The sequence below is a fragment of the Ruegeria sp. A5 genome, from assembly GCF_056543005.1.
In genome coordinates this window covers 211,250-227,538 of record NZ_JBQGAV010000003.1, presented here as the reverse complement: position 1 = coordinate 227,538, position 16,289 = coordinate 211,250, and the positions used below count along the sequence as shown (strand labels likewise).

Annotated in this window: 11 protein-coding genes; 4 read left to right on the top strand and 7 right to left on the bottom strand. The window is 56.9% G+C overall.

Going from position 1 to position 16,289, the window contains the following annotated elements:
• The 5 genes from ACR0AY_RS09390 to ACR0AY_RS09370 form a co-directional block, all read right to left on the bottom strand.
• Window positions 1–951, bottom strand: coding sequence for an ABC transporter permease (locus ACR0AY_RS09390; protein ID WP_170393891.1), 951 nt, complete (start codon window positions 949–951; stop codon window positions 1–3).
• Window positions 948–1,925: an ABC transporter permease gene (locus tag ACR0AY_RS09385; protein WP_170393893.1), complete on the bottom strand. Its 978-nt coding sequence runs from the start codon at window positions 1,923–1,925 to the stop codon at window positions 948–950. The genes ACR0AY_RS09390 and ACR0AY_RS09385 overlap by 4 nt, the downstream gene beginning before the upstream one ends.
• A gap of 88 nt (window positions 1,926–2,013) precedes the next feature.
• A complete protein-coding gene (locus ACR0AY_RS09380) occupies window positions 2,014–3,579 on the bottom strand; it encodes an ABC transporter substrate-binding protein (RefSeq protein ID WP_170393895.1) in 1,566 nt (521 codons plus the stop codon).
• A 149-nt stretch (window positions 3,580–3,728) separates the two neighbouring features.
• Window positions 3,729–5,309: an ABC transporter substrate-binding protein gene (locus ACR0AY_RS09375; RefSeq protein WP_170393897.1), complete on the bottom strand. Its 1,581-nt coding sequence runs from the start codon at window positions 5,307–5,309 to the stop codon at window positions 3,729–3,731.
• Window positions 5,310–5,518: 209 nt separating this feature from the next.
• Window positions 5,519–7,825, bottom strand: coding sequence for a Tex family protein (locus tag ACR0AY_RS09370; protein ID WP_480454055.1), 2,307 nt, complete (start codon window positions 7,823–7,825; stop codon window positions 5,519–5,521).
• A 166-nt stretch (window positions 7,826–7,991) separates the two neighbouring features.
• On the opposite strand from ACR0AY_RS09370, the gene ACR0AY_RS09365 reads away from it, so the two are divergent.
• From ACR0AY_RS09365 to ACR0AY_RS09350, 4 genes are all read left to right on the top strand, one after another.
• Complete coding sequence (locus ACR0AY_RS09365; protein WP_170511895.1) at window positions 7,992–9,458, top strand: DUF4153 domain-containing protein; 1,467 nt, start codon at window positions 7,992–7,994, stop codon at window positions 9,456–9,458.
• Window positions 9,436–10,113, top strand: a complete 678-nt coding sequence (locus tag ACR0AY_RS09360) for a response regulator transcription factor (RefSeq protein WP_170393903.1) — start codon at window positions 9,436–9,438, stop codon at window positions 10,111–10,113. The genes ACR0AY_RS09365 and ACR0AY_RS09360 overlap by 23 nt, the downstream gene beginning before the upstream one ends.
• Window positions 10,101–11,066, top strand: a complete 966-nt coding sequence (locus tag ACR0AY_RS09355; RefSeq protein WP_170818338.1) for an ATP-binding protein — start codon at window positions 10,101–10,103, stop codon at window positions 11,064–11,066. Before ACR0AY_RS09360 ends, ACR0AY_RS09355 begins: the two co-directional genes overlap by 13 nt.
• Before the next feature lie 210 nt (window positions 11,067–11,276).
• Window positions 11,277–13,490: an NADP-dependent isocitrate dehydrogenase gene (locus tag ACR0AY_RS09350; RefSeq protein ID WP_170511891.1), complete on the top strand. Its 2,214-nt coding sequence runs from the start codon at window positions 11,277–11,279 to the stop codon at window positions 13,488–13,490.
• A 384-nt stretch (window positions 13,491–13,874) separates the two neighbouring features.
• Here the strand turns inward: ACR0AY_RS09350 and ACR0AY_RS09345 are convergent, their stop codons facing one another.
• Window positions 13,875–14,981: a transporter substrate-binding domain-containing protein gene (locus ACR0AY_RS09345; protein WP_170393909.1), complete on the bottom strand. Its 1,107-nt coding sequence runs from the start codon at window positions 14,979–14,981 to the stop codon at window positions 13,875–13,877.
• Between the two features lie 43 nt (window positions 14,982–15,024).
• On the bottom strand, window positions 15,025–16,287 hold the full coding sequence (locus tag ACR0AY_RS09340; protein ID WP_170511889.1) for a transporter substrate-binding domain-containing protein: 1,263 nt from the start codon (window positions 16,285–16,287) through the stop codon (window positions 15,025–15,027).
• Between the last annotated feature and the right edge of the window lie 2 nt (window positions 16,288–16,289).

Here is a 16,289-nt window from a genome sequence, read left to right as displayed (position 1 = left end):
TCACCGCAGTTTTGGGTTCAGCGCGTCGCGCAGCCAGTCGCCCAACAAGTTGACCGACAGGGCGAGGGCCAGAAGCGTGCAGGCCGGGAAGAATAAAATCCACCATTCGCCCGAGAACAGGAAACCTTGCCCGATCCGGATTAGTGTTCCCAGCGACGGCTGGGTCGGGGGAGCGCCCACACCCAGAAAACTCAATGTGGCCTCAGCAATGATCGCCAGCGCCAGTGAGATGGTGGCGATGACCAGAACCGGGCTAAGGACATTGGGTAGGATGTGACGGAACATGATCGGGAACGATCCACGCCCGATCAGACGCGCGGCTTGCACGTATTCCTTGTTTTTCTCGACCAGAGCAGCACCACGGACGACGCGTGCGAACTGCACCCAGTCCGACAACGCAATCGCGATGATCAGAACATAGATTGCCATCTCATCGCGGTATTCCGGCGGAGTGATTCCTTTGGCAATCCCAAAGATCAGCATTGCGACCAGAATGGCCGGGAACGTCAGTTGCACGTCTGCGATACGCATGATCAGCGTCTCGATCCAACCTCCGAAATACGCAGCGATCAGACCGAGGATCACGCCGATGATCAAGGCAAGAAGCACAGCAGAGGCACCTACGAACAATGAAATGCGCAACCCGTAGAGGATGGTCGAGAACACATCGCGCCCTTGGTCATCTGTGCCTAGCAAAAAGGTCTCTTGCGTGAACGCATTGGGCGTACCTGGTGGTGTGAACCCGTTCATCAGGTTCAGTGTTGCTGGATCGAACGGGTTATATGGCGCGATCAGCGGGGCAAAGATCGCCGCCAGCACCAGAATGACCACGACCAAAGATGCGATCATGGCTACGGGAGAGTGCCGGAACGACCAAGCGAAATCGCTATCCCAGAACTTGGCCGTGCGCGATTTAGGCGCGACTTTCGGGGTTTCCATCGTTTCGGTCATGTGGCCCTCGCGTCGACACGCAGGCGCGGGTCAATGGCATAGTACAGAAGGTCGACAATCAGGTTGATTGTCACGAACATCACCGAGATCAGCATCAGATAGGCAGCCATAACGGGGATATCCACGAATTGGATCGCGTTGATGAACAGCAAGCCGACGCCCGGCCATTGGAACACCGTTTCGGTGATGATGGCAAAAGCGATGATCGACCCCAGCTGCAGGCCCGTGATGGTGATCACCGGCACAAGAGTGTTCTTCAGCGCGTGGCGGAAATTGATCACCCGGTCCGACAGCCCTCGGGCGCGGGCAAAGCGGACATAGTCAGCGCGCAGAACCTCCAGCATCTCGGACCGGACAAGCCGCATGATCAGTGTCATTTGATAGAGGCCCAGCGTGATTGCAGGCAATATCAACGCCTTGAGCCCCGAGGTCGTCAGAAACCCGGTGGACCAACTGCCAATCATAACGGTCTCGCCCCTCCCGAAACTGGGCAGTAGGTCAAGTTCAACCGAGAAAACATAGATCAGCAGGATACCTATGAGGAACGTCGGCAGCGAAACCCCGATCAAGGAAACAGTCATGATCACATTGGCAGCGATCCCTTGTCGTCGGATTGCAGTAAAGACACCGAGGGCAATGCCCATCGTGATCGCAAGAAAGCCGGACACAAAGGCCAATTCCAACGTCGCCGGGGCGCGTTCCACCAGGATGGTCGAGACCGGTCGCCCCTGGCGATAAGACACACCGAAATTGCCCTGAACAGCGCCTTGCAGGAACTTGGCGTATTGCACAACAAAGGGTTGGTCCAACCCAAGCTCGGTCCGTAGGCGGTCAATGTCGGCCTGCGTGCGCTCTTGGCCCAGCATGTTGTCGATCGGGTCGCCAACAAATCGGAACATCGAAAAGGCGACCAACCCCACGACCAACAGCACTATGACGGACTGGAACATCCGTCTGACGATATATGCGAACATATGTTTCCCTCGTAGATCGGTCTCTCTAGGCCGACCTTGACCAGATGGTCAAGAGAGTGCTGTCAACTCAACGCGACGTTGCCGCCGATCAATTCACATTCACCCAACGCAGCAGAAAGAAGTTGTCCGGACGCTGCGTGACCTCGACATTGCTGCGCGTGCCCCAAACCAGCGGCTGGACATACATCGGCACATAAACGTGTTCGTCCTGATAGATTTGGGTAACCTCGTCCAGCATCGCCTGACGCTTGGCCTCATCCAGTTCTGACTGGATCATCGGCAACAGCTCATCGACACGTGCATTCGAGAAGCCGCCGAAGTTCCAGCTACCCAGCTTTTTCTCTTCGTTCGGGGTTGCGACAAGGAACCGGACCGGATGCTCGGCGTCGAACGTACCGGGGCTCCAGCCCAGCAGGTACATGTCGTAATTATCTTCGCGCAGTTCCGGCCAATAGTTCCGCACTGGCATCGCGTCCAGCTCGGCGGTGATCCCGATCTGAGCCAGCATACCAACGACGGCCTGACAGACGGCCTCGTCATTAAGGTAGCGGTCATTGGGGCATTTCAGGCCAAATGAGAAACCATCTGCATATCCGGCCTCGGCCAGCAGCGCCTTTGCCGATTCCACATCAAACGCGGGGCGCCCGGCGTTCGCTTCGGAAAACCCGCTCATGGCTGGGCTGACAAGCTGCGATGCGGGCTCGGCATTTCCGCGCATGATCGTGGCCAGAATGGCGTCGACATTCACCGCTTGCGCAACTGCCTGCCGCACGCGCGCGTCACGGAACGGGTTGGGTTTGCCCGCATCGTCTGTGTATTTCAGCGTGTCAGCCTCGTGGTCGAAGCCCAGCATGATCACACGCGCTTCAATGCCCTGGATGACATCGACCTCTGCGTTCTGCTGCAGCCGTGCGACGTCCTGAATGGGGACCGGGTTGATCATGTCCACATCGCCCGATAGCAGCGCCGCTACGGCCGTGGCAGGATTTTGGATCGGATTAAATTCTGCACGGGTGATGTTGTGTTCAACATCCCCCCACCAGCCTTCATAAGGTTCCAACACGGTCTTAAGACCCGGCTCGCGCTCGGTCACCTTGAACGCGCCGGTGCCGTTGGCGTTGATGGTGGCGTAGTTTCCGGTTTCTTTGTCGGGGACCACGGCGTCGTTGGCCTCAGTCCAGTCTTGATCCATGATCATCCAGTTGGCAATCGATGACGGAAACAGCGGGTTAGGTGCTGTGGTCATGATATCAACGGTGTAGTCATCAACTACAATGACGTCACTGACAGGCGCGAACCAACTGCGCGTGTCCGCCGCCTCACCCGAGGCGCGTTGGTAGCTGAACAGCACATCTTGCGCGTCAAAGCTGCTTCCGTCGTGAAAGGTCACGCCCTGACGCAGATTGAACCGCCATCCTTCGCCGTCGCCGATTGGCTCCCAACTGACAGCCAACGCGGGCTCAACGCTCATATCCTTACCGCGGCGGACCAGCCCTTCGTAGACGTTGTTCAGGAACCCGAGAACTGGGGCCGAGTTGACCGCGTGAGGGTCCATCGTCTGCGGATCGGTGGTCGAGGCCCACTTGAATTCGGCCGCCTGCGCGGCGCTTGCAAGCAACATGGTCAGGCCGATTGCACTGTTTCTGAGGATCATGGCGAAATCTCCCTGTTAGCGCAGAAACAATCCAGCTTTTTCGCTGCCACGTAAAGCCGTTCCTGCGCCGAGATCACAGGTCCGTTACCGACGGCGTAAACAAGAACAGGGCGCGTTTCCGCGCCCTGCATACCATCACAGAGGATAGTTTAGTTCATCTCAAAGTATTTGATCTTCGGTGAATCTTCCGGCTCGACGATGGTGCCCACGCCCGATTTCATACCCCAGTTCAGCACCTGATGGTGGATCGGGATATAAAGCTGTTCATCCTGAACAACCTGCCAGATATCACCGATCTGCTGATCACGTGCGGGTAGATCAGTTTCAGAGGCAAGGGCCACGATTTTGGCATCCAGATCCGGGTTGGAGTAGCGTGTGCCATTCCACGAGCCGTACTTTTCGCCCTTCGAATGGACGAGGAAGTTGAAGATGTACTCCGAGTCATAAGTCGGAACACCCCAGCCCAGCATGTAGAAATCTGTTTCTAGGTTGTTGATCAACGGGAAATGCTGGGCTTTCGGTTTGGCGTCCAGGTTAACTGTGACGCCGATCTGGGCCAGCATTCCAACCGCTGCCTGACAGATCGCCTCATCATTGATGTAGCGGTCATTCGGGCAGTTCAGGGTCAGCGAGAATCCATCAGGATAGCCTGCTTCGGCCATCAACGCCTTGGCCCCTTCGATATCGGTTGACGAGGACGCATCCATATCTGCATCCCAACCATTCACAAACGGAGGTGAGATCATGCCAGCAGGAGCAGACTGACCACGCATCACGACCTGTTTGATCGCATCACGATTGATCGCCTTTGACATCGCCTGTCGAACGCGGACATCAGCCAGCGGGTTCTTACCATCCACATTGTCCGAGGTCAGATCAGCATCGCCCATATTCATGCCAAAGAAAATCACCCGGTTCTGCGGCGCGGTGCGTACGTCCAGACCATCGGTTCCGGCTACACGCTCGAGGTCCTGTACGGGCACGTCCTGAATGAAATCAACCTCACCCGACAGCAGCGCGGCAACACGGGTCGCGGCGTTCTGGATCGGGGTATAGATGATCTCGGTTACCTGCAGCGGGAACTCATCCTTGCCCCAATAGCCGTCATAGGCGGCCAGGACGGTTTTCACGTCCGGCTCGCGGCTGACCAGCTTGTAGGGACCGGTGCCATTGGCGTTCTTGGCCGCAAACGTGTCTTCGCCGCCCTCATAGTCCTGAACCTTGACAGCGTTGTTTGCCTCGGCCCAACCTTTGTCCATCATGAACATGTTGGTCAGGTTGTTGGGCATGATCGGGTTCGGGCCGTCAGTTTCGATCTCGATCGTGAACTTGTCGGGCGCACGCACCTCTTTCACAGACGCCAGCAGTTCTTTGTAATCCGAATCCGGCGTCATCGCGCGGTTCAGCGAAAACACGACGTCCTCGCTGTCGAACTCGGCACCGTCGTGGAAGGTAACGCCCTCGCGCAGTTTGAACACCCAGACATTCGGATTTTCTTCCGATGGTGCCCATTCGGTCGCCAGCGATGGAACCAGTGCACCTGAGTGATCACGCATCACCAGCGTTTCCATGATCTGGTGCGCCATGGCCGAGGTCGGGCCTTCGTTTTGCGCATGCGGGTCCAGCGTCAGCGCATCACCTGCACGGGCCCATCGCAGCGTCTCCGCCGAAGCGCCCGCCGCGATCATCGCCGTTGCACTGGCGGCAAGCATCAGAGTTTTGAATGACATAAGTCGTCTCCCCATTTTTTGTTGTGGCCGCATTTTCATACGGTTGGCCGAATTTTTCGGCCATCATGGGCCAGCATCATCCAGATCATGGTCCGAGTTGCAACACCCGAATGTTAGCGCCCTGCTTTTCTTTCTGTCTGCCGGGGCTTAGGTGAATGTAGGTCATGCAGAAACACGCCTCGTATTTAGCCCTATGACAGGGTTGCCGCCTAACGTTTATTCAAGGCGTCTCTAAGAGCGTCACCAAAGGCCCCGTTCTGGGTGCTCTGACCCCCATGGCTGCGCCGCTGTTCCCCTGGCTTGGGTGTTCGTGCCGGTTTGCCCTTGCCACGGAGTGCATTGCCCTCGCGTGCCGAAGCACCACCGTCCTTGCGCATGGACAGCCCAATGCGCTTACGTGGAACGTCGACTTCGACCACCGTCACTTTGACAACTTGCCCGGTTTTGACCACCTCATGCGGGTCCTTCACGAACCGATCGGCCAGTTGGCTGACATGAACCAACCCGTCCTGATGCACGCCAATGTCGACAAACGCGCCGAAGGCGGCGACGTTGGTGACGGTACCCTCCAGCACCATGCCGGGCTTCAGGTCCGTGATTTCCTCAACCCCGTCCGTAAACGACGCCGTTTTGAAACTGGGTCGCGGGTCTCGGCCGGGCTTCTCCAATTCGGTGAAAATGTCGCGAACCGTTGGCAAGCCGAAGGTGTCACTCAAAAACTGCTCGGCGCGCAGGTCTTTCAGCGCGCCTTCATGCCCCATGATTTGGCGAATGTCGCGCCCACATGCTGCCACTACCCGACGGGCGACATCGTAAGCCTCGGGGTGAACCGAGGAGGCGTCCAGAGGCTCTGAACCGTCGCGAATTCGCAGGAAACCTGCACACTGCTCGAAGGCGCGTGGACCAAGACGCGCCACCTTTAGCAAATCCTTGCGAGACGCAAAGGCACCATGAATATCTCGGTGCGTGACGATCGCCTCGGCCAATCCCGGTCCCAGACCCGAGACGTGCGAAAGCAAGGGGGCTGAAGCTGTATTCAGATCCACGCCCACAGCGTTCACCACATCTTCGATCACCGACTCCAGTGACTGTGACAAGCGGTGCTGATCAACATCGTGCTGATACTGACCGACGCCGATGCTCTTGGGTTCAATCTTGACCAGTTCAGCCAAGGGATCTTGTAGCCGGCGGGCAATCGAGACCGCTCCACGTAGTGAGACGTCGAGCTCGGGAAATTCGCGTGCGGCAAGCTCGGATGCCGAGTAGACCGAGGCTCCAGCCTCGGAAACGACGACCTTGGTCGGTGCTTTGACAGTCTTGGGCAGAAGCGACAGCGTATCGGCCACCAAACGCTCAGTCTCGCGGCTGGCTGTGCCGTTGCCGATGGCAATAAGCTCGATTTTATGTGTAGCGATAAGGTTCAGGATTGCCGCTTGTGCACCACGCAGATCATTCTTGGGCTGAAACGGATATAGCGTATCCGTTGCAACCACCTTACCGGTTGCATCCACCACGGCGGCTTTGACCCCGGTGCGAATGCCGGGATCCAACCCAAGCGTCGGACGTGCCCCCGCCGGAGCAGCGAATAGCAGATCCTTTAGGTTGCGCGAAAACACTTGAATTGCCTCGTCTTGTGCGCGGCTGCGCAGGTCGGCCATCAGTTCGACCATCATCGACAGCGACAGCTTGACCCGCCATGTCCAGCCCGCAACCTTGCGCAGCCATTTGTCACCCGGCGCATCGCCCCGCGTGTTCAGATGAGCCGCAACCATGGCCTCGGCCCGCGCGGCGCCCGCTTCGGGTTCGGGAGCAATGTCTAGCGTTACGATCCCTTCCTTCGAGGCGCGCAACATTGCCAGCGCTCGATGTGACGGGGTTTTCGACCAAAGCTCGGAATGATCAAAGTAATCGCTGAACTTGGCACCTTCCTGTTCCTTGCCCTCGACGACCTTTGCGCTCAGCAACGCCTCACGTTGCATGAAGTTTCGGAGCTCTCCCAGCAAAGCAGCGTTTTCGGAAAGCCGCTCTGTGATGATGTCCCGTGCACCATTCAGCGCGTCTTTGGTCGTGGGGACAGCCTCAATCAGATACCCTTCAGCCAGCCCTTCTGGTTCAGCCAACCGGCCCGACAGAATCGCATCGGCCAGCGGCTCCAGACCATTCTCGCGGGCAATCATCGCCGTGGTCCGGCGTTTGGGCTTGTACGGCAGATAAATGTCTTCCAACTGCGCCTTGGTTTCGGCTTGGGCGATCGATTTCACCAGATCGTCCGTCAGTTTCCCCTGATCCTTGATCGAGGACAGAATCGCCTCGCGCCGGGCCTCAAGCTCACGCAGATAATTCAGTCGCTCGGAAAGGGTGCGCAATTGGGTATCATCCAGCCCGCCGGTCACTTCCTTCCGATAACGGGCGACAAAGGGCACGGTCGCACCTTCATCCAACAACCTGACCGCGGCCCCAACCTGTTCCGCGCGGGCGTTAATCTCGGTGGCGATAGTGCGGGCGATACGGTCCAAAGGGGCCTCCTGACTTGCGGTTGGAAGATCGTCTTAGCCACCGGCACGCACAAGGGGAAGAGGCTGCGCTGCGAAAAGCACCTCTGCACAAAAAATGCACGACCCTTACGCGGTGATCTGCACCTGCCTAGGCCAGACAGAACCAACACAAACAAGGAGCAGTTAAATGGGACAGTTCATCGTGCGCGGTGTACCGGCATCAGTTTTACAAGATAGTTGGTGGCTGGACACCCCTGATCGAGGCACAAACCGAGCCGATGGCTTAGCGGAACCCGGCAATCGCCACGCTTTTTTGGGTTTGGTGTTTCTGGTTGCGCTCGCCGATTTTCTGTTTTTCGACCATTCTCCTGGCCTTTCAATCGCACTCTTTGTGTTGGCGGTTTCCGCTGTCGTGTTTGCCTTGCTGCGCCGCCGTGGTGGACTTGTCGGGCCAGCCCTTCTTTTGCTGCTTAGCATTCTTCCGGTGGTGGAATATGTTCAAGCCCTGTCCGTAGCTTTCTTGCTGGGTGGATCGACCATTGCGCTGTGTTGGGCCGTGCTGGGCAATCATGAGGTCGCTTCGGTTCGCCGGTTTCTGTCCCTGTTTCCAATATTGGCGCTCAGACACGGGGTAGAGGCGGTTCAGAAAGGTCATTCGGTTTCCCGCGTTGACGGGGTTGCCCTTCGTACACTGCGCAACTGGAGTTTCCCGATCGGAGGCGCACTGATCTTTGCTTCGCTGATGGTTGCGGCCAATCCGGTCTTGTCTGATTGGATCGATCGGATTTGGCGATTTGATCTGCGGTTCGACCGACTGCTATTCTGGATCGGGGCGGCAATCACGATCTGGCCCTTTCTTGCGGTCACCTTACAGCCTGACTTGCTTGCCCACCGATTTGGCCCCGGACGCAAGCGCCCATTGCCTGCCTTTGGCTTGAATGCCCAATCCGTTGCCAATGCGCTAATGGTGTTCAACTTGCTGCTGGCGGTGCAAACTGGGATGGACATGGTCTTTCTCTGGGGCAATGCCAAGTTGCCCGAGGGGATGACCTATGCTGAATATGCTCATCGCGGGGCATACCCACTCTTGGTCACAGCTTTGCTGGCGGGCGCATTTGCCTTGGCCGCGCGACCCTATCTGAACGAGCGGCAGGGGCTGACAAGATGGATGATGCTGTGGCTGGCGCAGAATGTACTGCTGGTGATCTCATCGCTGATGCGCCTGTCGCTTTACGTTGATTTCTACGGGCTGACCTATTTGCGTGTTCATGCGGCAATATGGATGGCGCTGGTTGCTGTGGGCTTGTGTCTGACCGGTTGGCAAATTTTGCTGGGTAAATCGAACCGTTGGTTATTGCTGCGATCTGCGATCCTGGGGATTGGCGTGCTCTATGCATGCTGCTTCGTGAATTTTTCAGCCTTAATCGCCCGTTGGAATCTGGAAAATCCGATACGGTTTGATGCCTACTACGCATGTCAGCTCAATGAGATGGCGGCGGCAGAGTTGCTGAAGGACAAACGGGTACGCAATTGCGTAACCCCTCCGGTCGTCGACAATTGGAGGAATTGGGGCTTTCGCGCAGATCGGGTGATCCGTAATCTGGCCGTCGAACCCATGCCGGAGAAGGTAGATGAAAATCCTCGTCGTGGATGATGATCCACGCCTGCGAGAGCTGGTCTCGATCACGCTTGAGCGCGCGGGCTACCAAACGGTTACCGCCCGCGATGGCCAAATGGCTCTAACCCACGCGATGCGGGAAGCGCCTGATCTTGTCGTGCTGGATGTCGGCCTGCCTGAGATCGATGGGCTTGAGGTTTGTCGCCGCTTGCGGGCACGCTCGGACGTACCAATCTTGTTCCTGACCGCGCGTGATGACGAGATTGATCGCATTTTGGGCCTCGAGTTGGGAGCGGATGATTACGTGACCAAACCTTTCAGCCCCCGTGAGTTGGTTGCACGGATCAAAGCCATCCTGAAACGCAGCAAACCGGGTGCTGCAGAGCTTCTCCTGCGGCATGGCCCGGTTGAAATGGATGTGTCGGCGCATTTGGTTCGGGTCGACGGCAATGCGCTTGCCTTAACCGCAACCGAGCTGTCGATTTTGCGTCGCCTGATGCAAACGCCCGCCGCCATCGTCTCGCGACCACAATTGGTTGATGCGATTTATGGCGCAGGCAGTCCGGTCTCGGATAGGACACTGGATAGTCATTTGCGGAACTTACGACGCAAGTTGGGGGATCAGGGCTGGGCCGGTGCCATCGAAACCGTGCATGGGATCGGATTGCGGATGGGTGCATGGCCGGGCTGAGACGCAAATGGCGCCCTTCGCTGGGTTTTGTTCTTGGCGGAGGTCTCGCGGGTACGCTCGCCCTGTCTCTGCTGGGTCTGATCGCGCTGCGGTATCTTGGACCTGAGATCGGGTTTCGAAACGCTGCGGGTTTGCTGGCGATCGTGATCGGATGTGCGACCGGAGTGGTCGGATACCTTATGGTTCGGCTTCTGCTCCGCCCCATAACGTCGCTGGTGACCTATTCAGGGGCAATTGAACAAGGGCAACGCGCCGAGCCGCCCGATCACTACGGCACAAAAGAACTGTCGCGCCTCGCCGGTTCGGTTCTGAGCATGGCGGATACACTGCAACGGCGCGAAGCTTCGATCCGCGTCTTTGCAGATCATGTCACGCATGAGTTGAAAACCCCTGTCACCGCGATCCGTGCGGCAGGAGAGTTGTTGGCCGAGGCCGAAACGCTCTCGGACCAGGATCACGCATTGCTGCAACAGATATTGGGCGCAAGCGATCAGATGCAAACGCAGCTCAGCGCTCTTAACACGGTTGCACAGGCACGAGTGCCGGAACATCATGGGGAGGCAAGCCTGAACGATCTTGCCGATCAGTTACGCGCTTCGTTTCCCGAATTGGACATCAGCATAGAAGGCGGCGATCAGGCATTGAACCTTGCAGCCTCTGGCCTGAAAATTGCCCTGCAACATCTTCTGGATAATGCACGCCGTCACGGGGCATGGCAGGTGGTCCTGCACGCAGAACTCGGTCGATTGGTTGTCCAAGACGATGGTTCCGGCATATCCGACGGTAATCGGGACCGCATCTTCAACCCATTCTTCACAACCGCGCGCGAGAAGGGAGGGACCGGGATGGGCCTGACCATCGTTACAAACCTGTTGGGGGCACATGGCGGGCGGATTTTGCTGGTGCCTTCCAAGACCGGTGCGCGATTTGAGTTGGTGTTTCCGGGTGTGTGATATCACTCAATAGCCCAAACTAATTCGACCCGTGTCAATTTGCGCCGCTCAATACGATTGATCCCAAGCCAATCCTCATTTAAGGGAGGCCCTGTCAAATCAGAGTCACCCGTGGGGCCGTCATGTCCCCTTTGGGATTGGTGCCTATGTCACGGCGGCACATGCTCTTGGATCGCACGCCCCTGAAAGGCTTAAAAAAGGTAAGGGAATATGGCAGAAAAATCGAACTTCGACGTATTGTATACCATTGTAGACGAAGCGCCCGAGCTGGCGAGCGCCTCGTTCCTGCCCATTATCCGCAAGTTTGCGTCAGCAGCCGGTGTCAGCGTCGGAACCAAAGACATTTCGCTGGCCGGGCGTATTATCGCGACCTTCCCCGAAAAGCTGACAGACCAACAGCGTATTACTGATGATCTGGCTGCTTTAGGTGAGCTGGTGAAAACACCGGACGCAAATGTCATTAAACTGCCCAACATCTCGGCGTCGGTGCCCCAGCTGGTGGCTGCCATCGAAGAGCTGCAATCACAGGGTTATGACATTCCGAACTACCCCGAAGAGCCTTCGACGGACGACGAAAAGGCGATCCGTGCGCGTTATGACGCCATCAAGGGTTCGGCCGTGAACCCGGTCCTGCGCGAAGGCAACAGCGATCGCCGCGCAGCGCGCGCTGTGAAGAACTATGCCCAGAAGAACCCTCATTCGATGGGAGAGTGGAGCGCGGACAGCAAGACCAAAGTGTCTTCGATGCCGGGCAATGATTTTTACGCCAATGAGAAATCGGCAACGATCACTGCGGCGCAAGCCGGCGATGCCAAGATTGAGTTTGTGGGCAAAGATGGCAGCGTTACGGTTCTGAAAGACGCTTGGCCACTGGCCGAAGGAACTGTGGCCGACGCAACATTCATGTCGGTCAAGGCGCTGTCGTCGTTCCTGACCGAAGCCATTGAGGACACCAAGAAAGACGGCACCATGTTCTCGCTGCACATGAAGGCGACGATGATGAAGGTCAGTGACCCGATTATCTTCGGCTATGCAGTCAAGGCGTGGCTTGCCCCCGTGTTCGAAAAATTCGGTGCAGAGCTGGACGCACTGGGTGTAAACCCGAACTCGGGTCTGGGGGACCTGCTTGAGCGGGTTCAGGGCAACGCAGACATCGTCGCCGCAATCAATGCGATCAAAGGGGATCGTCCGTCGATGTATATGGTGGATTCGGACCGTGGCATCACCAACCTGCATGTCCCGTCTGATGTTATCATTGACGCCTCGATGCCCGCAGTGATCCGTGCTGGTGGCAAGGGTTGGGACGAAACCGGCGCCAAGGGCGATACCAACTGTGTGATCCCTGACCGTTGCTATGCACCGGTGTATGATGAGGCCATCAATTTCTTCAAAGCCAATGGTGCACTGAACCCAGCCACCGCAGGAGCCGTCGCCAACGTTGGATTGATGGCACAGAAGGCCGAGGAGTACGGCTCGCACCCGACGACGTTTGAAGCGCCCGCAGATGGTACAATCCGTATCGTTCTGGCCAATGGCGAAACGCTGCATTCCCATGACGTCGAAAAGGGCGACATCTGGCGCGCCTGCACCGTCAAGAAGGCCCCGATCGAGAACTGGATCCAGCTGGCGATGGACCGTCAGCGCCTGACCGGGTCCGAGGCGATCTTTTGGCTGGATGCCAACCGCGCACATGACGCCGAGCTGATCAAGTATGTCAAACCAGCGCTTGAAGCTGCAGGCGTGGCCGACAAGTTCTTGACTATGGCCCCGCGTGAAGCAACCCGCCAGTCGCTGGAAACTATCACGGCGGGCAAGGACAGCATCGCCATCACCGGTAACGTATTACGGGATTATCTGACCGACTTGTTCCCGATCCTCGAACTGGGGACGTCGGCCAAGATGCTATCAATCGTTAAACTGATGAATGGCGGCGGTCTGTTCGAAACCGGTGCAGGTGGTTCGGCGCCGAAACATGTTCAGCAACTGGTTGAAGAAAACCACTTGCGCTGGGACTCCATGGGTGAATTCTGTGCGCTCGGAGAATCCCTGAACTTCCTCGCTGACAGCAAGGGCAACGCCAAAGCGGGCGTCCTGGGCGCCGCTGCCGAGGCTGCCACGCAGGGAATTTTGGATAACAACAAGTCACCCAGCCGCAAAGTCGGCCAGCCGGATAACCGCGATAGCCACTACTGGTTCGCTCGTTACTGGGCCGAAGCTTTGGCGGGGCAATCCGATGATGCTGGGCTTGCCGCCGAGTTTGCACCGCTCGCGAAAGAGTTGGCGGACAAAGAAGAACAGATTTTGTCCGAGTTGGCGGCAGCGCAGGGCGCACCCGCCGATCTGGGTGGATACTACCACACTGATCCGGCCAAAGCGGCTGCGGTGATGCGGCCAAGTGCAACCCTGAATGCGATCATCGGATAAGCCAGGGTTGCATAAACGCCTAAAGAGAAACCGGTCCGAAGAGGGCCGGTTTTTTCGTGCCCTGAAAAAGAAAAAGGCCAGCCCCCATAGCCAGCCTCTTTCTGAGTGAGTGGCGGGGCTTACGCCTCACCGGTGCAGTTGAGTTCATCCTACGCTTATCGTTCACGCTGAATATTCGGGGATTCCCGTAGACGGCCGCCTTTTATGAGCGATTAAGGATAAAAATAATCATTATGTATGTGCAAATATGACCAAATGCTGACTGCGCCACGTCTGAGGCCTAGTCAGTTGGCTTTGCCGTTATTATTGAAGATTCTGACCCACCGACAAAAAAAGGGCCAGTCCGAAGACCGGCCCCTAAGAAAGGTCATAACGACCGAGGGATTAGTTTGATGCTGCGTTCAGCTTTTCATTTTGTTCACGCAGCGTGTCGGAAATAATCGCGTACCATTCGCCGGATTCGCGCATCTCGATCAAACCTTTGTTCATCATCGCGATGTACTCGCGCGCGAATGGATTGGTGCGGTGTGCAAGGAAGCTCATCGAAGACAGTGTCGAGACATACGGGTTCTCAACAATATCTGCCGAGGTCAAACCCATGTCTTTCATTGTCGAGGCAAACAGATCGACTTCGAATGCAGCCACGTCTGCTGTGCCGGTCAATACGGCATCGAGACATTCGCGAGCCGAATTGGGTTGGACCACGGTTGTGTTCTCGCGGTTCAGCCCTTGTTCTTCCAGCACCACCATGCTCCAGCCTGCCATGCGGCAAACGGTCGAGCCCTCAAGGTCGGAGAAATCTGTCGCCTTTGCGTATTCGCTTTCAGGCAAAGTGAAGAAACCTCCGACAATGTCATATACCGGAACAGAAGCGACAAATTGGGTACACCGGGCTTCGGTCTCTGCAGACCACTCATATGAGCGGTTGGTACAATCCGGTACAGTCCACGCGATCGAAATATCAAACGCACCCAGTGGCAACAGTGTGTCCAGATGCGAACTCCAGTCATCTACAAAGCTGACCGAGAAATCGCGGCTGTTACCAGCACGCTGAAGGCTTGTCGTCGCCAGACGGGTCATGATGCCACCGCCGCTCAGATCTTCAGTAGTGAACGGTTCCCAACCGTTGCCAGCGACCATCTTGATCGGAGGCGCGTAGACATTCGAGCGCTTGACGCTTGCAGCACGTTGTTCTTCTGCCGCGATCAGTTCTTGCGCGCTCTGACCGTTGGGCAGGCTGCCATCCTCACAGGGCAGCGCCAGTACCAGACCGGGGGTTAGCGAACCGGGATTGGTGATTGCGTTGCGGTTAGCGTTAAAGATCGGCTGATAGTTTGAGGTGCCGTAGGCGGCAATGGCGATGGTCGCCAATGTATCACCATCCTGAACCGTATAGTTGGAGCAGGCCTCTTGAGCGGCGGCTGCACCTGCGCTCAGGGCGGTGAAGGCCGATGCCGACAGTACTGCTTTCTTCAATTTCTTGTTAAACATGTCCACTTCCTCCAGACTTTGTTTCGTTGGGCCAATCAAGGCCTTAGCCATTTTCCATTTGATAGCGCAGTGCGGTAGATACGATGTCGCGCCACTCGCCTGATTGCTGCATGATCGCCAGACCCTGGTTGAGCGTCTCAAGGATCGCTTCCCCATCCGGATTATCTTTGTGGGTCATGACGTTAAGCGACTTGATTGCCGCTAGGTTGGGGTTTTCGATGATCTGATGTTCGTAGCCCAGACGCCCGATTGCTTCGACCGCCAGATGCGCTTCGATCGCGACAATATCGGCTGTGCCATCCATGACTGCGCGAAAACAATCATCGGGTGAAACGGGGCGCATCAAAGTGATTGCAGGCTCGTAAAGACCAACTGCATCCATATGCGACAGTGACCAACCTTCCGGCCTACAAATCGTTGTGCCCGCGAAATCTGCATAAGTCAGAGTCTCTTCGTAACCCGAACCGCTTTTTGCGAAGAACGTATCAACGACCTCGTAGAATGGGTTTGAGAAATTATAGGTTTCGCACCGTGAACGATCATTTTCCGACAACGTAGCGGCTTGTTCACAGTTCGGCCGCGACCAAGGGAATGTGGCGTCAAAGGCGAGAGTCGGCATCAATAGGTCCAGATGCGACGACCAGTCATTAACGAACTGAATCTTGTAGGACTGCTCGGGCGCGGCCCGCAGCATCGCGGTTTCAACCAGGTTGGTATAAAGCCCACGATTTGGCAGCGCTTCATCCGTAAACGGGGCGTAGTTACCACCCGTGATCAACAAAATCTGACGGTCACGAATTTCAGGGCTTTCGCCACCATCCGCGTTGCGGATCAATGCGGCACCTTCCGCACGCGCTGCTTCGATCTCTTTCTTGGCCGCAGCCTTGGCCGCGATTACGGCTTCTTCGCTGGTCTTTTTAGCTTCGGCCTCTGCAGCGGCCACGCGGGCTTCGGCCTCGGCAATGGCTTTTTCAGCCCGTTCCTCGGCAGCTTTGACCAGTTCCGAGGCCATTTCCGCAGCCATGCGGCCAGCTTCGGTATCCGGCAGTTGCGCCGCGCGCCCGATATCTTCAAGACAAGGGAAAGTCAGGACATCACCGACGCGAATGATATTGGGGTTCGACCCGATCGTTTCCCGGTTCGCATCATAGATGACCCGGTAATCTTCCGTCGCGTAGACGGCAATTGCCAGTTCCCGCAAGCTGTCACCGGGCTGGATTTCATAAGTCGAACACGCCTCTTGCGCCGATGCTGCACCTGTTGCAGCAGCAAGAGCGAGGGTGGATATGATAAGATGGTTTCGCATTT

Excerpts from the sequence above, each read along its gene's own strand:
- ACR0AY_RS09390 (WP_170393891.1), bottom strand. The coding sequence starts at position 951 with ATGACCGAAACGATGGAAACCCCGAAAGTCGCGCCTAAATCGCGCACG.
- ACR0AY_RS09385 (WP_170393893.1), bottom strand. The coding sequence starts at position 1,925 with ATGTTCGCATATATCGTCAGACGGATGTTCCAGTCCGTCATAGTGCTG.
- ACR0AY_RS09380 (WP_170393895.1), bottom strand. The coding sequence starts at position 3,579 with ATGATCCTCAGAAACAGTGCAATCGGCCTGACCATGTTGCTTGCAAGC.
- ACR0AY_RS09375 (WP_170393897.1), bottom strand. The coding sequence starts at position 5,309 with ATGTCATTCAAAACTCTGATGCTTGCCGCCAGTGCAACGGCGATGATC.
- ACR0AY_RS09365 (WP_170511895.1), top strand. The coding sequence starts at position 7,992 with ATGGGACAGTTCATCGTGCGCGGTGTACCGGCATCAGTTTTACAAGAT.
- ACR0AY_RS09360 (WP_170393903.1), top strand. The coding sequence starts at position 9,436 with ATGAAAATCCTCGTCGTGGATGATGATCCACGCCTGCGAGAGCTGGTC.
- ACR0AY_RS09355 (WP_170818338.1), top strand. The coding sequence starts at position 10,101 with ATGGCCGGGCTGAGACGCAAATGGCGCCCTTCGCTGGGTTTTGTTCTT.
- ACR0AY_RS09350 (WP_170511891.1), top strand. The coding sequence starts at position 11,277 with ATGGCAGAAAAATCGAACTTCGACGTATTGTATACCATTGTAGACGAA.
- ACR0AY_RS09345 (WP_170393909.1), bottom strand. The coding sequence starts at position 14,981 with ATGTTTAACAAGAAATTGAAGAAAGCAGTACTGTCGGCATCGGCCTTC.
- ACR0AY_RS09340 (WP_170511889.1), bottom strand. The coding sequence starts at position 16,287 with ATGCGAAACCATCTTATCATATCCACCCTCGCTCTTGCTGCTGCAACA.